General features: G+C 33.8%; 18 protein-coding genes and 1 other annotated feature. Of the genes, 7 read left to right on the top strand and 11 right to left on the bottom strand.

The genetic code is table 11. The features are described 5' to 3' along the window. Positions 1 to 124: 124 nt before the first annotated feature. The 7 genes from LN736_RS06460 (at position 125) to LN736_RS06430 (ending at position 7,979) form a co-directional block, all read left to right on the top strand. Positions 125 to 1,939, top strand: a complete 1,815-nt coding sequence (locus LN736_RS06460; RefSeq protein ID WP_229981238.1) for a DUF4434 domain-containing protein — start codon at positions 125 to 127, stop codon at positions 1,937 to 1,939. A gap of 86 nt (positions 1,940 to 2,025) precedes the next feature. Then, positions 2,026 to 2,272: a binding site (T-box leader), on the top strand. A gap of 61 nt (positions 2,273 to 2,333) precedes the next feature. After that, positions 2,334 to 3,725 (top strand): asparagine--tRNA ligase, encoded by a 1,392-nt coding sequence (gene asnS / locus LN736_RS06455; protein WP_150357999.1) that lies wholly within the window; start codon positions 2,334 to 2,336, stop codon positions 3,723 to 3,725. A 296-nt stretch (positions 3,726 to 4,021) separates the two neighbouring features. Then, positions 4,022 to 4,501 (top strand): dUTP diphosphatase, encoded by a 480-nt coding sequence (locus LN736_RS06450; RefSeq protein ID WP_229981237.1) that lies wholly within the window; start codon positions 4,022 to 4,024, stop codon positions 4,499 to 4,501. Between the two features lie 123 nt (positions 4,502 to 4,624). Continuing rightward, positions 4,625 to 5,056: a DMT family transporter gene (locus LN736_RS06445; protein ID WP_150359037.1), complete on the top strand. Its 432-nt coding sequence runs from the start codon at positions 4,625 to 4,627 to the stop codon at positions 5,054 to 5,056. A 107-nt stretch (positions 5,057 to 5,163) separates the two neighbouring features. Next, positions 5,164 to 6,057 carry a selenium metabolism-associated LysR family transcriptional regulator gene (locus LN736_RS06440; RefSeq protein ID WP_229981236.1) on the top strand — a complete coding sequence of 298 codons (894 nt, stop codon included), beginning with the start codon at positions 5,164 to 5,166 and terminating at the stop codon, positions 6,055 to 6,057. Between the two features lie 88 nt (positions 6,058 to 6,145). Beyond that, positions 6,146 to 7,345, top strand: a complete 1,200-nt coding sequence (locus tag LN736_RS06435) for a S8 family serine peptidase (protein ID WP_179978191.1) — start codon at positions 6,146 to 6,148, stop codon at positions 7,343 to 7,345. Between the two features lie 109 nt (positions 7,346 to 7,454). Next, a complete protein-coding gene (locus tag LN736_RS06430; protein WP_150358353.1) occupies positions 7,455 to 7,979 on the top strand; it encodes a ferritin in 525 nt (174 codons plus the stop codon). Between the two features lie 100 nt (positions 7,980 to 8,079). Here the strand turns inward: LN736_RS06430 and LN736_RS06425 are convergent, their stop codons facing one another. The 11 genes from LN736_RS06425 to LN736_RS06375 form a co-directional block, all read right to left on the bottom strand. Next, the gene (locus tag LN736_RS06425; RefSeq protein WP_179978192.1) at positions 8,080 to 9,027 is read right to left on the bottom strand and encodes a phosphoglycerate dehydrogenase; all 948 of its coding nucleotides are present in this window, start codon (positions 9,025 to 9,027) and stop codon (positions 8,080 to 8,082) included. A gap of 39 nt (positions 9,028 to 9,066) precedes the next feature. Then, positions 9,067 to 9,912, bottom strand: coding sequence for an acetyl-CoA carboxylase carboxyltransferase subunit alpha (locus LN736_RS06420; protein ID WP_150358355.1), 846 nt, complete (start codon positions 9,910 to 9,912; stop codon positions 9,067 to 9,069). Positions 9,913 to 9,961: 49 nt separating this feature from the next. Continuing rightward, positions 9,962 to 10,837, bottom strand: a complete 876-nt coding sequence (accD, locus tag LN736_RS06415; protein WP_150358356.1) for an acetyl-CoA carboxylase, carboxyltransferase subunit beta — start codon at positions 10,835 to 10,837, stop codon at positions 9,962 to 9,964. A 79-nt stretch (positions 10,838 to 10,916) separates the two neighbouring features. Then, positions 10,917 to 12,260, bottom strand: coding sequence for an acetyl-CoA carboxylase biotin carboxylase subunit (locus tag LN736_RS06410; RefSeq protein ID WP_150358357.1), 1,344 nt, complete (start codon positions 12,258 to 12,260; stop codon positions 10,917 to 10,919). Between the two features lie 24 nt (positions 12,261 to 12,284). Continuing rightward, complete coding sequence (gene fabZ / locus LN736_RS06405) at positions 12,285 to 12,740, bottom strand: 3-hydroxyacyl-ACP dehydratase FabZ (protein ID WP_150358358.1); 456 nt, start codon at positions 12,738 to 12,740, stop codon at positions 12,285 to 12,287. Positions 12,741 to 12,792: 52 nt separating this feature from the next. Next, positions 12,793 to 13,308 carry an acetyl-CoA carboxylase biotin carboxyl carrier protein gene (gene accB / locus LN736_RS06400; RefSeq protein WP_150358359.1) on the bottom strand — a complete coding sequence of 172 codons (516 nt, stop codon included), beginning with the start codon at positions 13,306 to 13,308 and terminating at the stop codon, positions 12,793 to 12,795. Position 13,309: 1 nt separating this feature from the next. Further along, positions 13,310 to 14,548 carry a beta-ketoacyl-ACP synthase II gene (gene fabF, locus LN736_RS06395; RefSeq protein WP_179978193.1) on the bottom strand — a complete coding sequence of 413 codons (1,239 nt, stop codon included), beginning with the start codon at positions 14,546 to 14,548 and terminating at the stop codon, positions 13,310 to 13,312. A 24-nt stretch (positions 14,549 to 14,572) separates the two neighbouring features. Further along, entirely contained in the window at positions 14,573 to 15,319 is a 747-nt protein-coding gene (gene fabG / locus LN736_RS06390) for a 3-oxoacyl-[acyl-carrier-protein] reductase (RefSeq protein ID WP_150358361.1), read from the bottom strand. A 10-nt stretch (positions 15,320 to 15,329) separates the two neighbouring features. Next, positions 15,330 to 16,268, bottom strand: a complete 939-nt coding sequence (gene fabD, locus LN736_RS06385; protein WP_150358362.1) for an ACP S-malonyltransferase — start codon at positions 16,266 to 16,268, stop codon at positions 15,330 to 15,332. Further along, a complete protein-coding gene (fabK, locus tag LN736_RS06380; protein WP_229981235.1) occupies positions 16,256 to 17,215 on the bottom strand; it encodes an enoyl-[acyl-carrier-protein] reductase FabK in 960 nt (319 codons plus the stop codon). The genes fabD and fabK overlap by 13 nt, the downstream gene beginning before the upstream one ends. Continuing rightward, positions 17,208 to 17,450 carry an acyl carrier protein gene (locus tag LN736_RS06375; protein WP_229981234.1) on the bottom strand — a complete coding sequence of 81 codons (243 nt, stop codon included), beginning with the start codon at positions 17,448 to 17,450 and terminating at the stop codon, positions 17,208 to 17,210. Before LN736_RS06375 ends, fabK begins: the two co-directional genes overlap by 8 nt. Positions 17,451 to 17,466 lie beyond the last annotated feature (16 nt).

Here is a 17,466-nt window from a genome sequence, read left to right as displayed (position 1 = left end):
TCATTTTTTTGTACAGAGCTCGGAGTAAACTTTAAAAGTTTACTCCTTTATAATTTATATGTTATTATTTAAATGCAAAATACATTTAAATATTTTTAGAATTAAGAAAGGAAAATCTATCACCATGATGAATAAAAAATTCCTCTATATAGCTTTAATTATATTAATTTTTACTTTTGGACTCATTTACTTCAATAGCCCTCTTAGATCTAATAGAAATTATCCTATAATAACGGGAAGCTTTATACAGCTGGATATGACACAACATTGGAATAGCAATGACTGGAAAAATGAATTGAATTATCTCAAAGAAAATAAAATGAAATATATAATAATAACAAACGTGTCCCAAACTCAAGGGAATATAACAAATACTTGCTATAAAAATAATATCTCTGGATATAAAAAAATATATGGGAATATAGATCCTGTGGAATTATGTTTAAAAAATGCGGAGCACCTAAACATGAAAGTTTTTATAGGACCTAATTTTAACACTGACTGGTGGCAGGTACCTGCAGACAACTACCTGTGGCTAAACTCACAGATGGAAAGAGCTAACGTTGTAGCCGATGATCTGTATAAAAAGTATCATTCTAAATATCCAAATGCCTTCTACGGGTGGTATTTCCCCTACGAAGTCGACAACGCCAAATACACTAAAATAAGTGAATTTAAAAATTTAGCCAATGCCATTAATATTCACATAAACCATCTTAATTCCAAAGGAGAGCGTCTTCCTATACTATTATCTCCATTTATGAATTCATCTGCTGGTACTGCTAATCAATATTCTTCAAATTGGCAGTACCTATTTTCAAAAACCAATTTTAAAAAGGGAGACATATTTTGCCCACAAGACTCTGTAGGAAGTGGAAGATTAAATTTAGAGGAAGTCAATTCTTGGTATACTGCCTTAAAAAAAGCTGTAGCTAAAAAACCTGGCATGTTATTTTGGTCAAATGCCGAAAATTTCGACTATGTAAATAATTCCAGTGTACCTTTAGACAGATTCCTAAAACAACTCACATTGGAGAGCCCCTGTGTAGACAACATAATATGCTTTTCCTACAGTCACTATTACAGTCCCAATAATATAGACAGTGGATTTAATAAAGCATATTCATATTATGTAGAGCACGGAAAACTCCCTTATAAAAAATTAGACAGTCCTCAAAATTTAACTATAACAACTGTGGAAAATAACAAATTCAAAATAAGCTGGTCTGTTCCCAAAAACACCGATAACATATGCGGCTACGAAATATATAGGGACAATATTTTGATTTCAAGAATTATGCTTCAGAGAAAATATGGTGGCAACCCCAACGGGTTTTCAAAATCTATTATAGACATGCCTTTGTTAAAAGAGAATACAAAATCCTGCACTTATACAGTAAGATCCCTTGGATTTTCAGGGAATGTTTCAAAACCTTCGAATTCAGTATCCGTTAATATTGATACTTTCGCCAAATTACCACATTTGCTTTCTAAAAACTGCAAGTACTCTATTACGCCTTTGCCCCATGAAAAGTATAATGATGTACATTTTATCAAACTCACAGATGGTAAATACTCTTCTATAAACTCTTCAAAGAGCAGTGACTTCGTAGGATGGTATAACGATCCTATAGATATAAATATAGATTTAGGCAAAATACAACCCGTACAGCAATTCGTAGTGGATTATCTCAGAGATCCTATTCCCTGGGCTGAACTCCCTGAAAGGGCTTCTATTGGTATATCTGAAGATGGAATAAATTTTACCCCCGTAGGACTGTTGAGAATACCTTCTGTACCTTTTTCGGATAGAAATGGCTCAAGATATCCCATATATCTTACCTTAGACAAGCCTATAAATGCCCGATATATAAAGCTTACTTCCATCACTAAACCAAACTATTATACTTTCATAGATGAATTTGAAATAAGAAATTAAACATTTATACACTAATTGTTGACAATGTATCTTATAAATATTATAATCTTAGAATGAAGATTTATGATATTAAAACTGTATAAATTTATAAGACCATGAAGAGAAGAGTAAATATAGAATCTATTCAAAGCGAATTGGTAATGGTGGAAGTCCAATATAGATCTATATCGAAGAACATCTCGGAGTTTCTAACCGAAATCTTTCGTGAAAGTAGGCTTAGAGGTAATCAGTACCTTAAAGTGAAAGATAATAAAATATATGTTGTTATCTTAAAGTTGGTCATATTTTATGGCAAATTGGGTGGTACCGCGAGTAAAGTCTTTCGTCCCTTTAAGGACGAAGGGCTTTTTTTATTAATAATTCAAAATATAATATGTTTACAAAGGAGGACACTATGAAAACAACATTAGTAAAATCTCTGTACAGGGAAAGTGAAAAATTTTCGGGCAAAAATATTCAAATTTCAGGCTGGATTAGAACAATAAGAGATTCTAAATCATTTGGATTTATAGAATTAAACGACGGATCATTTTTCAAGAATATTCAAATAGTTTTTGATAATACACTTGAAAATTTTAAACAGATATCAAAATTGGCCATTAGCTCATCACTCTTAGTTGAAGGTATATTAGTTCTTACTCCAGATGCAAAACAGCCTTTTGAACTTAAAGCCAGTAAAATAATTTTAGAAGGCAATTCAGCTCCAGATTATCCGCTTCAAAAGAAAAGACATACTCTTGAATATTTGAGAACTATAGCTCATTTAAGGCCTAGAAGCAATACTTTTTCTGCAGTATTTAGAGTTCGCTCTATAGCAGCCTATGCCGTCCATAAATTCTTTCAAGAGAGAGGTTTCGTATACGCAAATACTCCTATAATAACGGGAAGTGACTGTGAAGGCGCCGGTGAAATGTTTAAAGTAACTTCATTTGATCTAGGCAGCATACCTAAAAAAGAAGATGGAACCGTAGATTTTTCCAAGGATTTTTTTGGCAAGGAAACTAATTTAACTGTAAGCGGTCAGCTATCTGCTGAAACCATGGCCCTGGCTTTCAGAAACGTATACACTTTTGGACCCACATTTAGAGCCGAGGACTCAAATACAGCAAGACATGCTGCTGAATTTTGGATGATAGAACCAGAAATGGCTTTCGCTGAACTAAAAGATTATATGGACGTAGCTGAAGATTTAGTAAAATATGTGATAAAATACGTACTTGAAAACGCTCCTGAAGAAATGGAATTTTTTAATTCATTTATAGATAAAGATCTATTTAATAGGTTGGATAATGTAGTTAACTCAAGTTTTGACAGAATAACTTATACTGAAGCTGTAGATATCCTTAAAAAAAGCGGAGAAAAATTTCAGTATCCAGTGGAGTGGGGAATTGATCTCCAAACAGAACACGAAAGATATTTAACTGAAAAAGTATTTAATAAACCTATATTTGTAACTGATTATCCAAAGGAGATAAAGGCCTTTTATATGAGACAAAATGAGGATGGAAAGACAGTAGCTGCTGCCGATCTATTAGTTCCAGGAGTTGGTGAAATAGTTGGGGGAAGCCAAAGAGAAGAAAGATATGATGTACTGGAAAAAAGAATAGAGGAACTCGGCCTCAATAAAAAAGACTACTGGTGGTATTTAGAACTTAGAAAATACGGGGAGACAAAACATTCTGGCTTTGGGCTGGGATTTGAAAGAATAATTATGTATATAACTGGAATGTCCAACATAAGAGACGTAATACCATTCCCCAGAACTACTGGTTCTGCTGAATTTTAATATATAAATTTATACTTTTAAAATAAATAAGGAAAGGTTTATTCAAAATAAAATTTTGAATAAACCTTTCTTTTGTTACAAATAACATTCAAAAGCAATTAAAACTTCTGGTTTTAAATAGGTTTACAATTTATATTTATATTTTAGATTCTAAAAAATTTCTTGAAATTTTTGTTGTAACCGGTTGCACATTGTTTCAATATCTATCAAATTTAGTTAAAATATAATTAAGTAAAAAAGTACTTATAAAAACTTTTTAAAAATTATATAAATATAGAAAGAAAGGAAGCCTATTTATGAACCTCACAAAATTATTTGAATTACAAGAAAATTTGGATCAGAGAATTAAAAAAAACATTTCTGTTGATAAAACTTCTTTAATTTCAAAAAAAACCCTTGCACTTCAAGTAAAAATGGCCGAATTAGCTAATGAAACTCAATGTTTTAACTTTTGGAGTAATGATAAAACTATAAATAAAAATTTAATTTTAAAAAGCTATATAAATTCCCTGTGTTTTATGCTGACTTTAGGTATTGAAAAGGGATTTACAGATATTAACGTAAAAATAAAACCTAATGAATATGATATGACATCACAATTTTTAAACCTATATATTGATATAAATGATTTTGTAATATCTTCTTCTAAAGATCATTACATAACTCTGTTTGAAGATTTCATAAGTTTAGGAAACAAATTAGGATTTTCACTAAAAGAAATAGAAGATGCCTATTATAATAATTCTTTTATAATTAAGAGATCCAATTATAATTGACTTTTAATATTCTCAAGATCTATCATCTTGAGAATATTTTTGATCCCTTCCAGATTTTATAAATAGAACTATTAAATATATAGCCCCATTATGGTTAAACTAAATTGTGGAAGGTGATAATTTATGCTTGGCATACTATATTCAATAATAGCTGGAATAAGCATGAGTATTCAAGGTGTCTTCAATACCAGACTCAGTGAAAAAATAGGTCTCTGGGCTACGAATACAATAGTCCAGGGTGTTGGGTTTATAATAACACTAATAATAGTTTTATCATCCGGAAAGGAAAACTGGGGAAATATAAATTGCTGTAAAAAATTATATTTTTTAGGTGGCGTATTTGGAGTAATTATAACCTTTACTGTGATGCAGGGAATTAAATCTTTAGGTACAACTCATTCTATTTCAATAATTCTTGTATCTCAATTGCTAGCAGCAGCTTTAATCGACTTTTGGGGTCTGTTTGATTCTCAGAAAATCAATTTCACTTTCAATAAAATAGCTGGAATAATAATTATGATTATAGGCATATTAGTGCTAAAATGGAAGGGTTGATAAATATTTAAATATATTAGACTAATTTTAAAGATAACTATATAATTAATGAAGAAACATAAATTAATTAAAATAAATCAGTTTGTTCTTAGGGGGGATGCTTAAAAATGGATTTTAAACAAATAGAGGCCTTTATAAATGTAGCTAAGTTTAAAAGTTTTTCAAAGGCTGCAAACTCCATATTCTTGTCACAGCCTGCTATTAGTTCTCATATTTCCATTCTAGAAAAAGAACTAAAAGTACAACTTTTTGACAGGACTTCAAAAGAGGTATTATTGACTCCTGCTGGAGAGTCTTTTTTAAAATTTGCCATAGAGATTTTAAATACACGTGATAAAGCTATACATACCTTAGTAAATTTTAATAAGACTATAAGTGGTAAACTTAAATTAGCCGCCAGTACAACACCATGCAATGCCTTAGTTCCTTCTCTAATAAAAAATTTTCACAGTATATATCCTGAGGTAACCTTTGATGTTTTAGAATTAAGTTCTGCCGAAATAATTAAAAATATAATAAAATTTGACTGTGAAATTGGTCTCGTAGGTGAACCGGTAAATGATGAAAAAATTAAAAGTTATAAATTGACTAAAGACGAGTTAGTTATAATATCTCCTCCTTCATTTAATATTCCAGACATCATAGATATAGTTTCGCTTTTTAAGTATAATTTCATACTGCGTGAAAAAGGTTCTGCCACTAGAAAAACTTTTGAGGATATTCTCCAGGAAAACGGATACAATATTTCAAATATAAATTCCTATTTTGAAGTAAATAATTTAGACACACTTATTCAATTTGTAAAAAATGGATTAGGTATAGCAGTAGTTTCAAATCAAGTCTTTAGAGATTATATATCCTGGGGAGTCATAAAAGAAAGTAAATTAAAAAATATATCTTTAAACAGGGCAATATATTTAATTTTAAGTTCTAAGAGAACTCTTACTCCAACAGCAAAAGCTTTTTTTGATCTGTGTAAAAAAACTTTTGCTATAAAATAACTATTTATACATTTAATTATTTTCAGCCGGAGCACATATATTATAATAATTATTATAATATATTATAAATAATTTTAAGGGGAATAGTATGTTTTCCATTAAAAATAAATTAGGATCCAATTTGAAATCATCAATAGATAAAAATTTATATAAAAACTATAGGATAATATTACAATATACTTCACTTCCAGAGACTATAGAAAAAAAAATAAAAATATACAAAGGAAAATTACTTCATGTTATACCAATTATAAATTGTATAAGTGCCATCTTAACACCTAATGCCATAAATAGACTAATAGAATTACCACAGGTAAGACATATAGAAGATGATTGTCTCGCTCTATTATGTGCTGGCAAAAGTGTACTTGTTTCAAATGGTATAATATCTGGAGAAAAGTATCGTCTTACGGGAAAAGGCATATGTATAGGCATAGTGGATTCAGGTGTCTATCCCCATCCTGATCTTTTAAGCCCTAAAAATAAAATCAAAAAATTTATAGACTTAATAAAAGGATATAAACATCCCTACGATGACAATGGGCACGGAACTTTTATGAGTGGAATCATATGTGGAAATGGAAATGAATCCGGTGGAATATATAGGGGTGTTGCCGAAAACAGCAATATTTATTCAATAAAGGCTTTCAATGCCCTCGGAAAGGGACTAGTATCAGATATCTTATTTTCTATTCAGCTTCTTCTAAATGATAGTGAAAATGAAAACATAAAGATAATTTGCCTCCCTTTTGAATTATGTGCAAATAATCATTTTATATTATCTCTATTTGAAAAAGCTTTTCAGATAGCAGTAAAAATGAATATAACTGTTATAGTACCTTCAGGCCACTGCGGCAACCTTCAGGGAAGCATAAGAGGTATAGCTATTCTTGATAACTGCATAACAGTATCTGGTATAGATACAAGTGCTAATATAATTAAACCTTATGAATATTCTTCCTGCGGACCTGTAGATAAAATCGGAAAACCTGATTTAACCGCTGCTTGTGTAAATATATGTTCCATAAATTCCAGTCCAGAATATATATCAGAAAGAAATGGAATGAAAATATATCCAAAACCTTTGGGAAATCCCTATACTTGTTATACAGGTACTTCTTGTTCAGCAGCATACGTAAGCGGTATATGTGCTCTCCTGTACGAAAACAATCCTGATCTCACTTTTAATGATTTAATGTCACTTCTTAAAATATCTTGTGATCTTTTAAATATTCCTAAATGGTATCAAGGTGCCGGTACAATAAATATAAATAAATTGCTTCCTTAAACAATATTAAAACCTTAATGTTCATTAAGTATTTGAACATTGGATTATTATATGTTATCATATAATATATACTATTATATGATAACAATTTAATTTAGGAGGTATTATTATGCTAAGCAAAAGATTAGAAAAAGCTATAAACGATCAGATAAACTTTGAATATTATTCTGCTAATATTTATTTGGCCATGGAAGCATATTTTGCAAGACAAAATCTAAATGGTTTTGTCAACTTCTTTAAAGTTCAGATACAGGAAGAAAATTTCCATGCATCAAAATTTTTTGACTACTTAAATCAAGTAGGTGGCAATATTACCATAAAAGGATTTAGCGATCCTAAAAATGACTACGAATCACCACTTGAAGTTTTTGAAACTGCCTTAAAGCATGAACAAATAGTCACTTCAAGAATTAATAATTTAATGTCTATAGCCAGTGAAGATAAGGATTATGCTTCAATAGCTTTGCTTCAATGGTTTATCAATGAACAGGTAGAAGAGGAAGATACATTCAACAATGCCATTCAAACATTAAAAAGGATAGGAGATAATCCAGCTGCACTCTACCTGTATGATCAGGAGCTTGCAGCCAGAACTTTCGTGCCACCCACAACTACATCCCCCTCTGTAAATTAAAATCAATAATTCTTACAAGCTAATAAAGATACACTAGTAGGTCCAGATATATCTCCCCTCTCTAGTGTATCTTGCTTTCATTTAAAGCTCTTTATATTTTTCAATAACCCCTGTATACATCTACTAAGTTATCTAATTTATCTCCTGATACATATCTTTTTAAATTATTATATATCATATTAAATCTTCTAATGTCAGCCCTTTCAGACACCCAGGAATTATGTGGCGTTATTATTACATTTTCAAATTCCCAAAGAGGATTATCCTTATCTAAAGGTTCTTCTTCCACCACATCTAAGGCTGCTCCTAATATCTTTTTATTCTTTACATTCTCTATAAAGGCACTTTCATCCATTATAGAACCTCTTGCTGTATTTACTATATAGACCCCATTTTTCATAGCTCTAAATGCACTACCATCTATCATATGACATGTTTTTTTAGTATAGGGAATGGTTATCACAACTATATCACATAATTTCAACATGTCCTTTATTTGCTCCGATGAAAAACACTGGTTAAAGTAAGCTACATCTTCGCCTTTTGTATTCAATCCTACTATTTTTACATCAAATGCTACCAATCTTTTGGCGGCTTCCTTTGCTATACTTCCAGTTCCAATAAAGCCTACGGTTTTACCCCATAATTCCAATATACCGGTATCCAATTTCCACAATCTGTTCCGCTGATTTTCATAAAACCTTCTGCTGTGTCTAAGCATTTCCAATATCTTTAATACTATCCATTCACCCATGGGTATGCTGTATCCACCCTTATTGTTGGTAATTAATATATGATTTTTTTTAACTACATCCATGGGAAGCTGATCTATACCGATACTGAATAACTGTATCCATTTTAAATTTTTCATGCCGCTTATATCCAGGGTCTTAAATGGATCATAACAGAGCAGTACTTCTGTATCCTTCATATTCTCTGTATAGCGAGCTCCATTTTCCCCTACGATCTTTACATCGTATCCTAATTTTTTTATATTGGCAATATTTTTATCGCCAAAATTACGCGTACACAACAATTTAATTCCCATGAAATTCACCTCTATATTAAAATATGATAATTTAATTATCTATTCTATAAATTTTCCAATGCATCTAAATTTATTATACCTTTCTTCTAACAATTCCTTCCTAGAACGCTTTCTAAGTATACCTATTTCTTCTATAAACTGACCTTTTATAACTTTAGATATCTTTCTTACATCTTTCTGCGCTCCACCTACAGGTTCTTTTAATACTTTATCTATTATACCATATTTTTTTAAATCTTGAGCTGTGATTTTCATAACCGCTGCTGCCTCTTTAGCTCTGGAGGCATCCTTCCAAAGTATACCTGCAAATCCCTCTGGAGATAAAACAGAATATATGGAATTTTCCAGCATCCACACCGAATCTGCCACGGCAAAAGCCAAAGCCCCTCCACTGCCACCTTCTCCTATTATTAAGGATATTATAGGCACTTTCAGATTAAATATATCCATCAGATTTCTTGCTATGGCTTCTCCCTGTCCCCTTTCTTCTGCTTCCATTCCACAAAAAGCTCCCGGAGTATCTACAAAACATATAATAGGTCTATCAAATTTATCCGCTTGCTTCATGAGTCTTAAACCTTTCCTATATCCCTCAGGATTTGGCATACCAAAATTCCTCTTAATATTCTCTTCAGTATTTCTACCCTTTTGCTGGGCTACTACAGTTACAGGTTCTCCATCCAAAAGTGCAATACCTCCAACTACGGAGAGATCATCTCCGAAATATCTGTCACCATGAAGTTCCATAAAAGAATCAAATACATTTTTTATATAATCTAAAGAAGTTGGTCTTTCCAACATCCTAGCTAAAGTCACCCTTCTCCATGCATCCTTAACATCAAGCTTCCTATTCAAAATTTTTTGAACCCTTCCCAATTTTTCCATACGAGAGCTTCCTTTCCTTTAGAAAATTTACATAAAAAATTTTAAAATATTACCTATTTCTGCTGTGAATCGACAGTATCTTTCCCAGAGTTCCTTTTAAATCTTCTCTTGAAACTATACTGTCTATAAAACCATGCTGCAATAGAAATTCAGAGCTTTGAAATCCCTCGGGAAGTTTTTGTTTTATAGTCTGCTCTATTACTCTTTTTCCGGCAAATCCCACAAGTGCACCAGGTTCAGCTAATATTATATCTCCAAGCATGGCAAAACTAGCTGTGACTCCACCTGTAGTTGGATCCGTAAGTACAGGTATATAAAGGAGGCCATTTGCATTCAGTCTGGAAATGGCTCCACTTATCTTGGCCATTTGCATAAGCGAAAAAATACCTTCCTGCATTCTCGCTCCTCCGGAAGCTGTAAAAATAATCAATGGAAATTTTAGCTTTATGGCTCTTTCCACTGCCCTGGTTATTTTTTCTCCTACTACAGAACCCATACTTCCCATCATAAAATTACTGTCCATTACACATATAACCGATGGTTCTTTAAATATAGTACATTGTCCTGTTATTACTGCCTCCGCCATATTAGTCTTTTTCTGCATATTTTTAATTTTATCCCTATACCCCTTAAATTCTATGGGATTAGCTGAAGTCATATTTTTATCAAATTCATAAAAGCTCTCCCTATCGGCTATAAGATCAATTCTTTCTCTTGCATTTATTCTAAAATGGTGATTGCAATATTGACATATACTATAATTGTTCTTTAAATCCTTTCTATACAATATTTTACCGCAGTTACCGCATTTTACCCAAGCACCGCTTGGTATACTTGGTCTTTTACTTAAGCTATTATCAATATTACTTAGAGCCTTCTGACTTACTGTAATATACTTTGTTTTTTTAAATAATTTATCCAACAAAATCTATCACCTCTTTTATTGAGTTGGTTGCTTAACTTAATTACCAGCTAACTTTATTGCATAAAACAAAAATATGGCTCTAACCTGTCAAATTATTTTCTATAAATTTTGTATCATAAATTCCTTTCACAAAATCATCACTATTTATGATTTTAAATTGGAAATCTATATTGGTATCAACCCCTTCTATAATAAATTCTCCCAGAGCTCTTTTCATTTTACATATAGCCTCTTCTCTATTTTTACCATATACAATTAGCTTTGCTATCATAGAATCGTAATAAGGAGGAATATCATATCCCGAATAAACTGCACTGTCAACTCTCACATTAAAACCACCTGGTACGTATAGATCTTTTATCTTCCCCGGTGAGGGTATAAATCCCTTTTGCACATTCTCCGCATTTATTCTGCATTCTATAGAATGTCCGTGAATCTTTACATCATTTTGGCAAAAATCAAGTTTTTCTCCAGCTGCAATTTTTATCTGCTCCTTTACCAGATCTATTCCCGTTACCATTTCAGTTATGCCATGTTCTACTTGAATACGGGTGTTCATTTCCATAAAATAATAATTATTATTTTTATCTAAAAGGAACTCTACCGTTCCCGCATTAGTATAATGCACTGCTTTAGCAGCTTTTACCGCCGTTTCCCCCATAGATCTTCTAAGTTCTTCTGTAACAACTTTACTGGGCGTTTCCTCCAGCACTTTCTGATTTCTCCTCTGCATGGAACAATCTCTTTCTCCCAGGTAAACCGTATTCCCAAAATTATCTGCAAGTATCTGAATTTCTATATGTTTTGGTCTTTCTATAAATTTTTCTAGATATATGGTGTCATCACCAAAAGCATTTTTAGCTTCTAGCTTGGCATTTTCATAATTTTTTATAAGTTGAGCCTCCGCATATACAACTCGTATACCTCTTCCACCGCCCCCTGCTGAAGCCTTTATCATAACAGGATACTTTATCCTCCTGGCTACCTCCAGAAGTTCCTCGCCTGAAGTAACAGCTCCCTCTGATCCCGGCACAGTCGGAACACCGTTCCTATTCATTATATACCTGGCATTGGATTTATTACCCATACTTTCAATACACTCAGGAGAAGGCCCTATAAAAGTTATATTACACTCTCTACATATACTGGCAAATTTACTATTTTCAGATAAGAATCCAAATCCAGGATGAATAGCCTGAGCACCAGATAAAACTGTTGCGCTTATTATATTTTGCACATTTAGATAGCTTTCTCTAGGAGAAGCAGGTCCTATACAAATAGCTTCATCTGCCAACTGGGTATGTAGTGCCTCTCTATCGGCCTCAGAATATACAGCCACAGTTTCTATTCCCATTTCTCTACAGGCTCTAATTATCCTAACTGCTATTTCTCCCCTGTTTGCAATTAAAATCTTACTAAACATTTTTTAAAACTCAACTCCTGACAATTAGTTTTTGTCTCCTATCATAAAAATTAATTCCGCTTCTGCAGCTTTCCTATCTTGAACATATGCTGTTGCTTTTCCCATTCCAGCAGGGCCCTTGATTTTTATAATTTCAACTTCTAGTTTAAGTATATCCCCAGGAACTACTTTTTTCCTAAATTTTGCCTTATTTATTCCTCCAAAAAAAGCTATTTTATTCTTAAATTCTTTTTTACTCAGTATAGCTACAGCACCAGCCTGGGCCAGAGCCTCTATTATGAGTACCCCCGGCATTATAGGTTCTTCTGGAAAATGCCCCGGAAAAAAATACTCATTTCCAGTGACATTTTTATAAGCTGTGACCTTTTTACCCGGCTCCATATAAGTAACTTTATCTATTAGTAAAAATGGATATCTATGCGGTATAATTTCCTTTATTTCTTTTAAACCAAAATTTACATTAAACCTGTCTTCGTCCATATATCTTTCCTCCATTCCATAGATCTTCCAATACTAGAGTCTGTAATCAACTTCAGTTATCGGTCTTTATTTTAAACAAGGGCTGCCCATATTCCACCATTTGCTCATTTTTAGCTAAAATCTCCACCACTTCTCCATCTATTTCACTTTGAATATCATTCATAAGTTTCATGGCCTCTATGACACATAGAGTATCCCCCTTTTTTACCTTACTTCCTACATTTACAAAAGCAGGTTTCTCTGGATCTGGGGAGCTATAAAAAGTACCTACAATAGGTGATGTAACTTCCTTTATATTATCTTCTTCTTCATTATTATTTTTTTCTTTCTTATCTGATTCAAGCTTATTTACTGTATCGCCCTCTTCCTCTTCACATTTATTTTCACATTTTCCCGCTGCAATACTGTCTTCACGTTCATTTTCTTTTACAATATTTATCTGCTTTATATTTCCCTTTTCTCCCTTTTTTTTCATTATTATAGATATATCCTGCCAATTAATTTCTAAATAACCAAGCTTTGAGTTATCCATAACCTTTATCATATTTTCAATTGCTTCAAAATCCATATTATTCACTCCACTTTTTTAATAAAATAACTGCATTATGTCCCCCAAACCCAAAAGAATTAGACATAGCATACTTAACTTCTAAATTTCTACCTTTATTAGGTACATAATCAAGATCACATTCTTCATCTTTTTCTCTATAACCTATAGTAGGTGGAACATAATTATCCTCTATGGATTTAGCACATATTATGGCTTCTATTGCCCCTGCTGCTCCCAGAAGATGTCCTGTCATTGATTTCGTGGAGCTTACAGGAATTTCTTTTGCATAATCTTCAAATACTTTCTTTATAGCCCTGGTTTCGGATTTATCATTGCTCACAGTGCCTGTTCCATGGGCATTTATATAGGAAACCTCTCTTTTGTCTATTCCTGCTTCCTCTATTGCCATCTTCATAGCTCTTGCTGCTCCTTCTCCATCCGGAGCTACAGCTGTTATGTGGTAAGCATCGCAGGTAGAGCCATACCCAACTATTTGAGAGTAAATATGTGCATTTCTACTTTTTGCATGCTCTAATGACTCCAATACAACAATACCTGAGCCTTCCCCCATGACAAAACCCCCTCTTTCCCTGTCAAATGGAATAGAAGCCCTTTTAGGATCATTACTTCTGCTCAATGCAGTTAATGATATGAATCCCGATATAGAAAGAGGTGTTATAGAAGCCTCTGCTCCTCCTGCAATCATTATATCGGCCCTTCCATCTTCAATGATCTTGTAGGCCTCTCCAATGGCATTAGTACCTGTAGCACAAGCTGATACTACCGTAGTACATATACCTTTGGCTCCAAATTTTATAGCTATATTCCCTGCTGCCATGTTCCCTATGATCATAGGTATAAATAGCGGCCTTATTCTGTTAGGCCCTTTTTCCACAAGGATGCTGTGCTCTTCCTCTATTGTCCCTATGCCTCCAATACCGGAACCTACTAATACTCCAAACCTGTATCTATCTATGGCATCTAAATCAAGACCTGAATCTTCTACTGCCTCTTCTGCAGAAACCAGGGCAAATTGTGAGAACCTATCAAGTCTTCTAGCCTCTCTCCTTCCTAGGCTTTTATTAGCATCAAAGTTTTTCACTTCAGCTGCTAATTTTGATTTGAAATTCTCCGTATCAAATGCTTTGATAAAATCTATTCCACAAACCCCGTCTTTTATATTATTCCAAAAAGTTTTAACATCATTTCCCACTGGCGTAACTGCTCCCAATCCTGTAATTACAACTTCTCTTTTCATAAATATCACCTGACCTTTAAAAATTTACATTACCATTCCGCCATCTATATTTATTACCTGACCCGTTATATAGTCTGAATCAGATGATGCCAAGAAAGATACCACATTTGCTACATCATAGACAGTCCCAAACCTTTTCAACGGTATAGTACGCAGCGTATTTTCTCTTATTTTTTCTGATAAGCTGTTTGTCATATCCGTTTTTATAAAACCCGGAGCCACTGCATTTACATTTATTCCTCTTGATGCCAATTCCCTAGCCGTAGACTTGGTAATTCCTATTATTCCAGCTTTTGCGGCCGAATAATTCACTTGACCTGCATTACCGGTTATACCTACTACTGAAGATATATTTATTATTTTCCCGCTTCGCTGTTTAAGCATAACAGGGCTTACATGCCTTATACAATTAAAAGTGCCCTTTAAATTTACTTCTATTACCTTATCAAAGTCATTTTCTTTCATCCTCAAAAGCAGTCCATCCCGGGTTATCCCCGCATTATTTACGAGGACATCTACTCTTTTAAAAACCTCTACTGCCCTCTTTATAATATTTTTAGCTTCCTCAAATATGCTTACATCCCCCTGTACAGCAATCACTTTACAGCCCTTATTTTCAATTTCATCCATCAGTTCTTTTACATTAGCTGAACTACTTCTGTAATTAATCGCTATGTCAAATCCATCTTCTGCCAACCTAAGTGCAATAGCCCTTCCAATACCTTTCGCTGCCCCTGTAATTATCGCTACATTTTTACTGGCAATATCCATTTCATTTCTCCTATCTATTCTTTAATATTTGTACTGCATTATTTAAAGAATCCATATCTTGAACATTCAATAAGGTAACTTTCCTATCTATCTTTTTTACAAATCCACTCAATACTTTCCCGGGTCCTATCTCCACAAAAGTATCAGCTCCCACTTTAAGCATGGTATTTATACACTTTTCAAAAAGAACTGTGCTCATAACCTGTTTTTTCAGCAGTGCTTTCACATCCTTGGAGCTTTTAATAATTTCCCCTGTAACATTTGTCACTACAGGAATAGAAAATCTCCCTATATTAAATTTATTTAATTCCAACTCTAGTTTTTCTGCTGCCGGTTTTAACATAGATGTATGAAAAGGTGCACTTACCGAAAGTTTCACTACCCTGCGAGCACCTTTTTCTTTCAAATGCTGACAGGCAGCTTCAACTGCTTTTATCTCCCCTCCAATTACTACCTGTCCAGGGCAGTTTATATTAGAGGGTTCAACTATACCCACAGTCTCGCAATCCCTGCAGACATTCTCTATTGTCAGGTAATCCAATCCCATGACAGCAGCCATAGTTCCAACACCTTCAGGCACTGCCTCTTGCATGTATTTTCCCCTTTTTTTCACTAAAGCAACCGCTTTCTTAAACTCCATGGAGCCACTGCATACAAGTGCAGAGTATTCCCCTAAACTCAATCCTGCCGCAATATCAGCCTTTATATCAAAACTTTCAAGAGCTCTTAATGCAGCTATACTGGTAGTTAAGATTGCCGGCTGAGTATTTTCAGTTTTATCCAATTCTTCTTGTGGTCCTTCAAAACACATTTCGCTTATGGGAAACCCCACTGCTTCGTCTGCCTCCTGAAACACTTTTCTAGAAACTTCTATATTATCTGCAAGATCCCTTCCCATACCTGTATATTGGGCTCCTTGACCCGAAAATAAAAAAGCTATCTTACCCATAATCTACCTCCAAATATATTTTTTACATCTTTAATATCATTTTCTGTCTGTCTGAGCATTTCCTCTATTATTTCGCTGCAGCTCTGCTCTTTGCAAACAAGGCCTGCTATCTGTCCTGCCATAACAGAACCATTATCTACATCACCCTCGCGAGCTGCCCTGGACAAGGCTCCTTTACCAAGCTTTTCATATTCCTCTAAATCAGCTCCACTTTTCTCCAAGAGCTGAAATTTTCTCACTAATTTGTTTCTAATAACACGTACTGGATGCCCTGTAGCTCGGGCTGTAACTTGTGTATCGATATCTCTGGCATTTAATACTCTGTTTTTATAATTCTGATGAACCGTACACTCCTTTGCTACCAAAAATCTAGTTCCAAGCTGAATCCCTTGCGCCCCCAGCATAAAAGCTGCTGCCATTCCTCTTCCGTCTCCTATTCCCCCTGCGGCAATTACAGGTATATTCACGGCATCAACCACCTGAGGAACTAACGACATAGTAGTCAGTTCTCCTATATGCCCCCCTGACTCGCAGCCTTCTGCTATGACAGCATCCACTCCTGCTTTTTCCATTCTTTTGGCCAGCGCCACAGATGCCACCACTGGAATAACCTTTATATTGTACTTCTTCCACATATCTATATACTTTCCTGGATTGCCGGCTCCGGTGGTCACAACTCTAACACCTTCTTCACATGCCATTTTAGCTACCTCTTCTGCAGACTCTGACAAGAGCATTATGTTTACACCAAAGGGTTTATCTGTAAGCTTCTTTGCCTGTCTAATCTCATTTCTCACCCATTCAATAGGTGCATTCCCTGTTATTATTCCAAGCCCCCCTGCATTAGATACTGCTGCTGCCAAAGAGCTATCTGCAATCCATGCCATTCCTCCTTGAATAATCGGATATTTTACTCCTATTATATCGGGGAATACATAATTAATCATGAGTATTTCCTCCTGTTCTAATTTTGTCTTTTACGATCTCTACTAGATCTCCTATGGTTTTTATATCCTCCACATCTTCTATTTCAACTTGAAATTCTTCTTCTACTTCAATTATTATTTGAAATAATTCCAATGAATCTATGCCCAAATCTTCAAAAGAAGTTTTTACATCTATGTTCTTTTCTCCCAACTCAAGTTGATCTGCTATTATTTTTTCTATTCTTTGAATTATCATTATTATCCTCCAAAAT

Origin of the sequence: Clostridium aromativorans, assembly GCF_020908015.1 — a bacterium.
GTDB classification, from domain to species: domain Bacteria; phylum Bacillota; class Clostridia; order Clostridiales; family Clostridiaceae; genus Clostridium_B; species Clostridium_B aromativorans.
The sequence above is the reverse complement of the archived record's forward strand: the minus strand, read 5'-3'. Positions and strand labels throughout refer to the sequence as shown.

Bases quoted from the DNA above. Each gene is read 5' to 3' on its own strand.
- LN736_RS06460 (WP_229981238.1), top strand. From the start codon at position 125: ATGATGAATAAAAAATTCCTCTATATAGCTTTAATTATATTAATTTTT.
- asnS (WP_150357999.1), top strand. From the start codon at position 2,334: ATGAAAACAACATTAGTAAAATCTCTGTACAGGGAAAGTGAAAAATTT.
- LN736_RS06450 (WP_229981237.1), top strand. From the start codon at position 4,022: ATGAACCTCACAAAATTATTTGAATTACAAGAAAATTTGGATCAGAGA.
- LN736_RS06445 (WP_150359037.1), top strand. From the start codon at position 4,625: ATGCTTGGCATACTATATTCAATAATAGCTGGAATAAGCATGAGTATT.
- LN736_RS06440 (WP_229981236.1), top strand. From the start codon at position 5,164: ATGGATTTTAAACAAATAGAGGCCTTTATAAATGTAGCTAAGTTTAAA.
- LN736_RS06435 (WP_179978191.1), top strand. From the start codon at position 6,146: ATGTTTTCCATTAAAAATAAATTAGGATCCAATTTGAAATCATCAATA.
- LN736_RS06430 (WP_150358353.1), top strand. From the start codon at position 7,455: ATGCTAAGCAAAAGATTAGAAAAAGCTATAAACGATCAGATAAACTTT.
- LN736_RS06425 (WP_179978192.1), bottom strand. From the start codon at position 9,027: ATGGGAATTAAATTGTTGTGTACGCGTAATTTTGGCGATAAAAATATT.
- LN736_RS06420 (WP_150358355.1), bottom strand. From the start codon at position 9,912: ATGGAAAAATTGGGAAGGGTTCAAAAAATTTTGAATAGGAAGCTTGAT.
- LN736_RS06410 (WP_150358357.1), bottom strand. From the start codon at position 12,260: ATGTTTAGTAAGATTTTAATTGCAAACAGGGGAGAAATAGCAGTTAGG.
- fabZ (WP_150358358.1), bottom strand. From the start codon at position 12,740: ATGGACGAAGACAGGTTTAATGTAAATTTTGGTTTAAAAGAAATAAAG.
- accB (WP_150358359.1), bottom strand. From the start codon at position 13,308: ATGGATTTTGAAGCAATTGAAAATATGATAAAGGTTATGGATAACTCA.
- fabF (WP_179978193.1), bottom strand. From the start codon at position 14,548: ATGAAAAGAGAAGTTGTAATTACAGGATTGGGAGCAGTTACGCCAGTG.
- fabG (WP_150358361.1), bottom strand. From the start codon at position 15,319: ATGGATATTGCCAGTAAAAATGTAGCGATAATTACAGGGGCAGCGAAA.
- fabD (WP_150358362.1), bottom strand. From the start codon at position 16,268: ATGGGTAAGATAGCTTTTTTATTTTCGGGTCAAGGAGCCCAATATACA.
- fabK (WP_229981235.1), bottom strand. From the start codon at position 17,215: ATGATTAATTATGTATTCCCCGATATAATAGGAGTAAAATATCCGATT.
- LN736_RS06375 (WP_229981234.1), bottom strand. From the start codon at position 17,450: ATGATAATTCAAAGAATAGAAAAAATAATAGCAGATCAACTTGAGTTG.